The organism is Streptomyces sp. LS1784 (assembly GCF_020103755.1).
Taxonomy (GTDB): domain Bacteria; phylum Actinomycetota; class Actinomycetes; order Streptomycetales; family Streptomycetaceae; genus Kitasatospora.
In genome coordinates this window covers 1-10220 of sequence record NZ_JAHSQD010000295.1, presented here as the reverse complement: position 1 = coordinate 10220, position 10220 = coordinate 1, and the positions used below count along the sequence as shown (strand labels likewise).

8 protein-coding genes and 2 pseudogenes are annotated in these 10220 nt (G+C 69.2%); all 10 read right to left on the bottom strand.

Annotated features, from left to right (window positions below):
* A partial coding sequence (locus KS423_RS27795) for a hypothetical protein (protein WP_224282520.1) occupies window positions 1-277 on the bottom strand: 277 nt, incomplete at its 3' end.
* Window positions 278-919: 642 nt separating this feature from the next.
* Window positions 920-3487 (bottom strand): ABC transporter permease, encoded by a 2568-nt coding sequence (locus KS423_RS27790; RefSeq protein ID WP_224282519.1) that lies wholly within the window; start codon window positions 3485-3487, stop codon window positions 920-922.
* A 43-nt stretch (window positions 3488-3530) separates the two neighbouring features.
* Window positions 3531-4295 (bottom strand): ABC transporter ATP-binding protein, encoded by a 765-nt coding sequence (locus tag KS423_RS27785; RefSeq protein WP_224282521.1) that lies wholly within the window; start codon window positions 4293-4295, stop codon window positions 3531-3533.
* A 1247-nt stretch (window positions 4296-5542) separates the two neighbouring features.
* Window positions 5543-5803: pseudogene (locus tag KS423_RS27780) on the bottom strand (PadR family transcriptional regulator); the annotation flags it as partial.
* 222 nt (window positions 5804-6025) lie between these two features.
* Entirely contained in the window at window positions 6026-7192 is a 1167-nt protein-coding gene (locus tag KS423_RS27775) for a PH domain-containing protein (RefSeq protein WP_224282518.1), read from the bottom strand.
* 119 nt (window positions 7193-7311) lie between these two features.
* A pseudogene (locus KS423_RS27770) lies at window positions 7312-7659 on the bottom strand (PH domain-containing protein); the annotation flags it as partial.
* Between the two features lie 22 nt (window positions 7660-7681).
* Window positions 7682-8596: an IS982 family transposase gene (locus KS423_RS27765; protein WP_224282517.1), complete on the bottom strand. Its 915-nt coding sequence runs from the start codon at window positions 8594-8596 to the stop codon at window positions 7682-7684.
* Window positions 8597-8651: 55 nt separating this feature from the next.
* Window positions 8652-8909 (bottom strand): hypothetical protein, encoded by a 258-nt coding sequence (locus tag KS423_RS27760; protein ID WP_224282516.1) that lies wholly within the window; start codon window positions 8907-8909, stop codon window positions 8652-8654.
* 347 nt (window positions 8910-9256) lie between these two features.
* Window positions 9257-9823: a DUF523 domain-containing protein gene (locus KS423_RS48595; protein ID WP_374120040.1), complete on the bottom strand. Its 567-nt coding sequence runs from the start codon at window positions 9821-9823 to the stop codon at window positions 9257-9259.
* Window positions 9824-9833: 10 nt separating this feature from the next.
* A partial coding sequence (locus KS423_RS27750; protein ID WP_224282515.1) for a zinc ribbon domain-containing protein occupies window positions 9834-10220 on the bottom strand: 387 nt, incomplete at its 5' end.

Genomic DNA, 10220 nt, shown 5'->3' with positions numbered 1-10220 from the left:
TCCGCGCGGGCGACCGAAGCGGTCGGCTCCGCCGGGACGACCGGCTCGGCGGGCGCGGCCGCTCCCCGACCGAGACGGCGGGCGCGGGCTGTCCGGCCGGGGCGGTCGCCCACCAGCCGCCCATGTGCATGGCTCGGTCGATCGCCGTCCTGCTCGGTGCCCGGCGGCTCGAGGCCGCCGCCACCCGGGTCTTGAGGTGGGCCTTCATCGCCACCTTCTCGTCCGGGTCGCCCCAGGCAGGGACCGGGAAGATCCGCTCGCCTCCCCACCGGTCCATCGTGGCCTTCGTCTCGTTGACTGCCGCTGGGTGATGCGCCTGGTCATCAGGGTGATCGCTGCCCAGGTGATCAGCGACTCGGAGTGCTGGATTAGCACTCCAGTGTCAACACCGTTGATTCAGCGCTTCGATCCGGCCTTCAAGCCCTGCCCCACAGAACCATCAGTTTGACGACCTTGGCGCGGTGGCGGCCGTTGTCCTTGTCGCCGAGGACCAGGCTGACGGTGCCGACGATCCCGCCGCCGGGGTCGCGGGCGATCCAGCTCAGGCGGTGTCCGGCGGCCAGCGTCCTTGTACTGGAGCCACCAGCGGGCGGCCTCGGTGCGGTCGAGGCCGTCGAGGAAGCCGATCGATGCGCCGTCGGCGACGGCGTCAAGCAGCAGGTCGGCAAGCCCGTCGTGGTCGGCCGTCAGGTCCTTGGCCGCTTTCAGGTCCTTGGCAGTGCGTCCAGGTCCGTCAGTTTCTGCTGTGCTTCGGCTTTTTGCCGGTCGAGTCTGCTCGCTCCTGAGTGCCTTGAGCGCGTCGGCTCGCGTCCGGCCTACGAGCCCGGCGCCGCTGCCGCTCTTCCTGTGCGCGGAACAGCGCACAGGAAGAGCGGCAAAACGGCCGTCGGAGCCGGAGCCTTTCCGGTGGTCTCGGCTGTCAATCGGTCTTGATGCTGACCAGGATGTTCAGTTTGGACGCCTGGCGAGCGGGCCACAGGGCGGCGACCAGGCCGACCAGGCCGGCCAGGGCCAGGAAGAGCAGCAGCTGGCCGTAGGGGACCACGGTGGTGAGGGTCGGCAGGCTGGAGATCAGCGTGCGGTTGACCGCCCAGGCGGCGAAGGTGCCGAGTGCGACGCCGATCACCGCGCCGAAGAGCGAAATCACCACCGACTCCAGCCGGACCATCCGCTTGATGCCGCGGCGGTCCAGACCGATCGCCCGCAGCATGCCGATCTCGCGCTTGCGCTCGAAGACCGACATCGCCAACGTGTTGATCACGCCGATGACCGCGATCACCACGGCCATGCCCAGCAGGCCGTACATCATGTTCAGCGCGAAGGTGATCATCTTGCTGAACTCGTCGCGCATGTCCTGCCTGGTCTTGACCTCGACCACGGGGTTGTTGCCGGTGGCGTCCTTGATGGACTGCTTGAGGGCGGCGCTCGGGCCGTCGGTGCCCTTGACCAGGACCTCGCTGAGATAGGGCTGGGGCTCGTGCTTGGCGATCTCGGCGCTGGCCATGATGACCTCGGAGATCATCGTGTTGCCCTCGTACACGCCGCCGACCGTGAGGGTGCCCTGGCTGGCGGCGCCCCCGGTGCGGTAGTCCACCTTGACGTTGGAGCCGACCGACAGGTTCTCCTTCTTGGCCATGTTGGAGTCGACCAGGATCTGGCCCTGCTTCAGTGCCGCGGCGGAGCCGCTGACCATCTTCGGCTGGACCAGCTGCTCGAAGCCGGCCGCGTCGAAGCCGCGGACCGAGTGCAAGGCGCCGCCGAGCTCCCAGAAGGCCCGGTTGATGGGGCTGGAGACCGCGACACCGGGGGCCTTGGCGATGGCGGCGGCCAGCTCCGGGGTCAGGTCGCCGGTGGCAAGGGTGACGTCGTAGTCGGCCTTCATGGAGCTGGTGACGGCCTTGTCCACCATGTCGGAGACCGAGGAGCCGAGCACGCTCAGGCCGGTGACCAGGGCCAGGCCGATGGTGAGCGCGGCGGCCGTGGCGGCGGTGCGGCGCGGGTTGCGCACCGCGTTGCGGCGGGCCAGCTTGCCAGGGGTACCGGCCACCTTGGCCAGCAGCGGGCCGACCAGGGCGATCACCGGACGGGACAGCAGCGGCAGCAGGACGAAGATCCCGATCAGCGCCAGCCCGACACCGGCACCCACCGGCACCTGGCCGGAGCTGCTCCTGGTGGCCGCGCCCGTCACGACCAGGCCCAGGCCACCGATGGTGAACACCGAGCCGACGACGTTGCGGATCACCAGGCTCTTCTGGGTGGCCGGCTGGTCCCCGCTGCTCATCGCGGTCACCGGGGCGATCCGGGAGGCGCGCAGGGCGGGGAGGACGGCGGAGAGGACGGCGACCAGGACACCGACCACCAGGGTCACCACGACCGTGGTCGGCGCGATCACCAGTGGGCCGGTGGGCATCCCGGGGGCCGTGGCGTGGATCAGGGACTGCATCCCGGCGCCGATGCCGATACCGGCGAGCAGACCCGCCGCCGAGGCGGTGACGCCGAGGGCCAGTGCCTCGACCAGCACCGAGCGGGTGACCTGCGAGCGGCTGGCGCCGACCGCGCGGAGCAGGGCCAGTTCCTTGGTGCGCTGGGCGACCAGCATGGTGAAGGTGTTGGCGATGATGAAGATGCTGACGAACAGCGAGATGATCGCGAAGACCAGCAGCATGGTCTTCATCTTGTCCGTGCCCTTGGCGATGACCTCGGCCTGTTCGTCGATCAGCTGCTGACCGGTCTTGGTGCGGAAGTCGCCGGCCTTGGGAAGGACGTTGCTCACCTGGTCGAGCAGGGCGGACTCGGTGGTACCGGACTTGGCCAGCACCGAGACGGAGCTGTACTGGCCGGGCGTCAGCAGTATCTTCTGCGCACTGGCGGTGTCCAACAGGGTGAGCGTGCCGCCGGAGGTGATCTGCGGGTCGTCGGTGGTGACGATGCCGGCCAGCTTGACCTCCAGGGCCGGGCCGTTGCGTGCGATCCGGACGGTGTCACCGACGTGGTAGCCGCCCTTGTCGGCGGTTGCCTTGTCGAGTGCGACTTCCTTGGGGCCGGACGGGGTCTTGCCCTCCACCAGCGGGTAGCGGCTGTCCTTGCCGGAGGGGTCGGGCACGTAGTTGCCGCCCATCGCGCTCCAGACCTCGCCGATCAGGTTGCCCTTCTTGTCCGACACGCCGATGAAGCCGGAGACCACACCGCGTGACTTCGCCGCGCCGGGCAGGGCGGCTATCTGCTTGACGGTGGCGTCGGTCAGCTTCTCGGTGTTCTTCTCGTCCTCAATGTTCCCGCCACCCATCCGGGTGCCGACGGTGCGGTCGGTGACCAGCACGGAGACGTCGGTGTAGCTCTTGGCGAAGCTGTTCTTCATGGCCTGGCCGAGCGTGTCGGAGAAGACCAGGGTGCCGGAGACGAAAGCGGTGCCGAGCAGGATGGCGAGTGCCGTCATCAACAGGCGGCCCTTGTGGGCCAGCACATTGCGCAGTGCGGTGCGATACATGGGTTGCGTCCTGGGAGTTCGGGGGGCGGCTACTGGCGAGGCGTCAGCTCGTCCGGCCCTTGGCGTCGAAGCGGCGCATCCGGTCCAGGACGCCGTCGGCGGTCGGAGCGGTCAGCTCGTCGACGATCCGGCCGTCGGCGAGGAAGACCACGCGGTCCGCGTAGGAGGCGGCCACCGGGTCGTGGGTGACCATCACCACGGTCTGGCCCAGCTCGCGCACGGAGTCGTGCAGGAAGGAGAGGATCTCCGCGCCGGAGCGGGAGTCGAGGTTACCGGTGGGCTCGTCGGCGAAGATGATGTCCGGCTTGCCGGCCAACGCGCGGGCGCACGCCACGCGCTGCTGCTGGCCGCCGGAGAGCTGGGACGGGCGGTGCGAGAGACGGTCGGAGAGGCCGACGGTGTCCACCACCCTGTCCAGCCAGGCCTTGTCGACCTTGCGGCCGGCGATGTCCATCGGCAGCGTGATGTTCTCCAGCGCCGTCAGCGTGGGCAGCAGGTTGAACGCCTGGAAGATGAAGCCGATCTTGTCCCGGCGGAGCTTGGTCAGCTGCTTGTCCTTCAGCCCCACCAGCTCCGTCTCGCCGATCATCGACGAGCCGGAGGAGACGGTGTCCAGGCCGGCCATGCAGTGCATCAGGGTGGACTTGCCGGAACCCGAGGGACCCATGATCGCGGTGAACTCGCCCTGCGGGAACACCACGCTGACGTTGTCCAGGGCGACCACTCGGGTCTCACCCTCGCCGTAGACCTTGTTCAGACCGGTGGCTCGGGCAGCCGCCTGGCCGGTGCGGACGGCGTGCACGGACATCGTTGTCACGGGAAACTCCTTGTGTTACGGGCAGTCGGCCGCTGATGACCGACTGCCAATTTCTCTGATGGGCAAGGCATGGAACTCCAGCCGTTGCTCCATGGTTTTTCAGCGATCACCGAAATCAGTCGCCCTGCCGAATGGTTGAGCCACCATCGCTGGTCGTACGCACCCGACCGCATCCCATTCGCGGGTACTACACGACACCGGTCCTCGCGCACGGCCAGGCAGCGTCCACGCCCTGGTCGAGGGCGTGGCGGGACACGCGACCGGGACCCATCGACGACGCCCTGTTCCTCACCCCCCGTCGCGGCGGTGGCGCGCGACGGGGATGACGGACGGGTGCGCCGGGCTCAGCCCGAGCGGCGCAGCAGGGTGATCCGCGAGCGGGTCATCAGCGCCGCGAGGGCGGCCGCGAGCACCGGCAGCAACAGCACGGTGGCGGCGAGGGTGGGCCACGGGAAGACCAGGCTCGCCTTGTTGGCGAGCTCCTCCGGGCTCATGCCGGGGTAGCTGCTCGCCGCGGCCTCGACCTTGCGCAGGGCCACCCCCGGCACCACGCCGCAGACCACGCCGAGCAGGGCGCCCATGGCGGCGATCACCCCGCACTGGAAGCCGGACAGCGAGCGCCGGACGCGGGGCTCGGCGCCGACCGCCGCGAGGGTGGTCAGGTCGCGCTGGGAGTCGGCGGCGGCCAGCCCGGTGGCGATGCCGGCCGCGCCGAGGGCGACGATGCCCGCGAAGACGTTCAGGCCGAGGCGGACCAGGCTGCTCTCGGACTCGTAGCCGCGTTCGATCTTGAGCAGGTCGCGGCGCTCGCTGAGCTTGGCCAGCGCGCCGTCGGCCTTCTGCTGGGCGCCGTCGGAGGGCGCCGCGGCGGGCAGCCAGACGGAGCCGGTCGGGGTGGTGGAGAAGCCGAGCCGGGCCGCGGTGGCCGGGCTGATCACGGCCTGGGCCGGGGAGGCCAGCGAGGGCTCGGCAAGGACGGCGTCCACGGCGATCTCGGTGTAGACCGGCTTGCTCCGTGCGGCGACCGCGCCCTCCGCGACGACCGGGGCGCTGTACGGGAACGTGACCTTGCCGTCCTTGAGGTAGCGGGCGTGGAAGACCACGGCCTTGCCGGCCGCGAGGGAGTGGCCGGCGCCCTGGTCGGTGACGCCATAGAGGTTGCGCAGCAGGTTGGCGTCGTCGGCGGTCAGCGGGCTGTAGGTGCTGCTGTAGCGGTGGTCGACCTCGCAGCGCTTGTCGGTCCGGGGCACCGGGGTGTCGAACCAGGTCCGCAGTTCCTCCCGGCCGGCGTCGGTGGCGGCGTAGAACTGGTGGCCCTCGTCGTCCTCCCCCGCCGGCTCGACCAGCCCGTCGCGCTCAAGCCGCGACAGCGTGGTGTAGACCTGCCCGACGTTGAGCGGCCAGGTGGCGCCGGCGCGCGCCTCGAACTCGGTGCGCAGCTGGTAGCCGTAGCGCGGGCCCTGGTCGAGCAGGGCGAGCAGACCGTGACGGATGGACATACCGAGTATGTATACCCGGTATGTCGTACCGCCTCAAACCGCGCCCCCTCCCCCGGCGACCGGGTACCGTCGTGCGGTCCAGCGCGACCGGCAGCAGCAGCGAGGCGGCGCTCGGTCGGGAAGTCGTGGAAGGCCAGCAGTTCGTCCATGTCGTCGGCGCCCTCGGACGGGTCCAGCCGGACGTGCCGGCGACGCCGGCAGGGCCCTGCCGAGGCGACGAGCTCAGCCTCGGCATCCGCTACAGCACGGCCCACTTCGGCTTGGTCTCTGAGCACTACTGGCTTGGGTTTGGAGGAAGGTGCGAGCTTCGCCCAGGTCACGGAAGCGGGCGGAGACGCGCACCGGGCCGGTGGTGGAGTGGAGGTGCAGCCTTGCCAGTCCCAGCAGTCGCGTCAGTGGGTTCTGCGTCAGCGCAAGGCTCTGCGGCTTCGTATGAGGGATGATCATCGTCCGGCGGACGATCAGGCCCCGGCGGCTGACCACCACCTGTGCGTCCAGCCCAAGGCCCGACCGAGCCGCCCAGAACGGTGCGAGGAAGCAGGCCCGCCGCGGTGGCGGGGTAAGGGCGACCGCGTCCAGGTCCAGCCCCGGCCACAGCCGGCCCAGCAGGGCCAGCGCCTGCGCGCGTGGCGCGACCGGCAGCAGCAGCGAGCCGCCGGCCGCGTCCTGCCCGGCCACGTTCATCCGCACCCGGACCCAGCCCATTCGGCGCCACAGCAGCGGCTCGTCGATCCGCAGCGCTTGCACCCGACCGGGTAGGACCGTCTCATGCCTGTACTCCAACAGCCCCGCGCTGATCCGCATCCCGTCCGGGGACTCGGCGAGGGTGAAGGAGTACTCCGCCGCGAACCGTTTGAGAACGGTCGCCGACAGCACCGTCGCCAACGACAGCGCGACGGCGAACACCTCAGCCCATGTGCGTGCCGTCACCAGCGGCACCACGGTGGCAACCGCCGCGATCAGCCACCCCCACGTCGACAGACTCAGCGCGATCGACCCGAGCAGCCGTCGCCCCGACAACGCGTAGAGCACCTGCTGCTGGGCCTGGCCCGCCTCTGGCGCCAGGCCCGCCCCGCGGGCGAGCAGCTCGGTGCGGAACGCGACCGCCTGCCCCACACCCAGGTACTCCAGCGTCGACCGCGCCTTCTCGCCGGTCGCCATGTCAAACCTCAGGACGGCCAGCCCGAGCAGTCGGGCTGCGAGCGGCCGGATCACCTCAATGGCCTGCACCCGGTCCAGCCGGATGTCGCGGCTACGCCGGAAGACGATCCCGTGCTCGACCCGTAGCTGCGCGCCTTCCACCCGGTAGCGGGTGAAGCGCCAGGACAGGAAGCCGTAGCCGAACGCGAGCGGGACCAGCACCAGCAGTGCCCAGCCCACCCGGTTCACGGTCAGACCGTATGTCAGGTGGCGGGCGCCGTAGGCGAGTACCACGATCAGCCCCCAGCCGCGCAGGAACGGCGTGAGCGGGTGCAGTCTCCGCCAACCCTCCTGTTCCCCCGTTCCCATCACAGTCCCGCCTGCCGGGCCTCGCCGCGCTCGGCCAGGGCGTCACGCAGCCGTGCCGCCTCGGCGGGCAGCAGGCCGGGGATCCGCGCGTCGCTGAAGAGCGAAGCGGTATGCAGCTGGACCGACGCGATACCGAAAGCCCGATCCAGTGGGCCGGCCTTGACGTCCACGGCCTGCATCCGGCCGTACGGCACCACCAGCTGTCGCCGCCACCAGTAGCCGCGCGTCAGCAGCAGGTCGTCCTCGCGTTCAGCAAAGCGCCAACTGGCCCAGTTCCGGCCGACCAGCCACCAGCCCCAACCGGTCAGCGTCACGGGCAGCAAGGCGAACAACGACCAGCCGCCGCCTAGATGACTGATGCCAAGGGGTTCAGTGGTCATACGCGGTCAGGGAGCGCATGACGGGTTGTCCGGTGTGGTCGTTGTGCCAGATCGCGGCGGTCAGCGCGAGGATCCGCTGGAGGACGCGGGCCATGACACCTCTCGGCGTACGGCCTTGGTGTCGTTCGAGGTCGAGCTGGCCCTTGAAGGTGTCGTTGACCGACTCGATGATCTGCCGCAACGGCTTGAACAGCTGCGATCCGGCCCGCTCGGCCTCGCCCTTGCGGGCCGGCCGCAGGAGGCGGATCTCCAGTTCGGCGAGCTCACGCTCGAACGCGGCGCCGAAGTAGTTCTTGTCCCCGATCAGCGTCTGGCCGGGCCGGGCGGCCACCAGGTCCGTCTCGGTGGCCAGGATGTCCAGCAGAGTGGTGCGCTCGTCGGCCTTGGCGCCGGTCAGCGCGAACGCGACGGGCAGGCCGTGCAGGGTGCACACCAGGTGCAGCCGCAAGCCCCAGAAGAACCGCGAGTGGCTGGCGCAGTAGCCGTACTCGGCCCATCCGGCCAGGTCGGAGCGCTTGACCGTCTCCCGGGAGCGCCCGCACTCGATCGGGGTGGAGTCGACCACCCACACGTCGTCGGTCCACAGGCTGGTGTCAACGGCCAGCAGCCGGTTGACGCGGGCGATCAGGTGGGCGGCCTTGCGCAGGCGCCGGTTGTAGCCCGACTGACCCGGCAGGTACGGGAACAGGTGCTGCAGGTGGGAACTCGCGTAGCGGATCCAGCGGCGCTCGGAGACGAAGCCGAGCAGTGCCTGCATCACCGCGAGAGTGACCAGCTCGGCATCGCTGAGCTGTGGTTCGATGCCGATCTTGGGACGCCACGGAGCCAGATGCGGCGATTCCTTCAGCAGGTCGTCGGTCTTCACGTAGAGTGCGGTCGCGAGGGAGTCCAGATCAGGCGTCACAACCGATCTTTGGACTCCCTCGCTTCATGTCATGCGCGCCAGCGAGCCCTTGGCATCAATCATCTAGGAACACGGCGAGCAGCGTAGCGGTAATGGCCGTCAGTAGCGCTCCCGCCACCAGCACAAGGGTTCGCCGCAGGCGGCGCAGGCCACCGGGAAGGCGCGCCCAGTGCAGGTTTGCGGATTCAAAAGGGGCGGTATCCGTGCCCGTCACCCCGATCTCCGCGGGCCGGTCAGACAGTGGGCGAGTCTCCTGCGTGAGCGGGGAGGCCGGGCCGAGGTCCAGGTTCACAACAAACATCTCATTCAGCATCAGTTCGTATCGGAGGCAATCGGCGTCATCGTCGTGCGCGCGCCCGGAAACAGGCGGACGTATTGGCACTAGGCCCAGCCGATGGCCGCGTTCTGGGATTGCCTGCTGTAGTTCACGGCAACGCCGACCTACATACCAGGCAACGGCAGTCCCCGATGCCCTGCGACACCAGCACGAGAAGGGCCCCAATGGCGGCGATAGTTGCAGGGAAGGCCCGTAGCTGGCCGGAGGTGGCGTGTAGTTGAACGATGAATATGTACAGGATCACCGACATCTCACCCATGCGCAAAGTCTTGGTCAAATCAAAGTAATATCAAGTCCAATATCTTGCGCTTGTGTACAAGCTGTCACATGGTGCGTGAGACATTAGACCTTCTGGCCATCTTGAACGGCTCTCCCCGGCGTGACACCGATTTTGCGGACCCGTTCAGAGCGCGGCGCGCACGTGGATTCCATGACGACGCAGCAAGACGGCCGTCACACCGCCGCTTGGGCGCAGAACTCCGTCGAATGAGCCGGTCGTAGATCTCTCCGCAGCCGCAGGAAGGGCTGCGGGCCGTCAACGCGGCCTCGGTGCAGCCGCTATGGCCAGCGGTGGCCAGCGCCTGGTGGGTACCGTCGACGAACTCATCGGTGACATCAGTGCCGACCGGCTGGCGTACTACATCGCTGCCCGCCGGGCTTCTCAGGCACCCGTTGGGGTCTTCTCGGCCGCTGCGGGCATCGCCTTCGCCACTGCGCCGGTCCGGCGCGCCGTCGCTGTGCGACGGCCCAGCATCACGTGCCCAAGCGCTGCGGCCGTGCCGCAGACCCCACAGGCCCCCCACAGCACGGCGGATCCGGCGTGTTGCAGCAGCATGCCGCCGGCTGCCGGGCCGAGGAAGGAGGCGAGTGACCAGGAGAGTGTTTGACATCCTCACCCGCCTAAAGGCGAGTGATTCCCGCCTGTCGCACCGTTGCCCGGTACGGCTTCGGGTGGGTTCCTGCTTCACCGCGCTGCGCCGGAACACGTTCCGGTCTCACCTGCGCTCCACAGGCCGGCACCGCCAGTCCGGCGGCCTTGGCGACGTTGACCGCCGCGTTGACATCCCGGTCCAGGACAGCCTCGCACGCCCCGCACGTCCACTCCCGGACATCGAGGGGCTTGGGGCCGTCCTTGACGCCGCAGTTCGAACACACCTGTGAGGTCGGCTCGAAACGGCCTATCCGGTGGAAGGCACGCCCGTATCGCACGGCCTTGTACTCCAACATGGCCACGAACGCCGACCACCCGGCGTCGTGCACGGACTTGGCCATGCGGGTGCGGGCAAG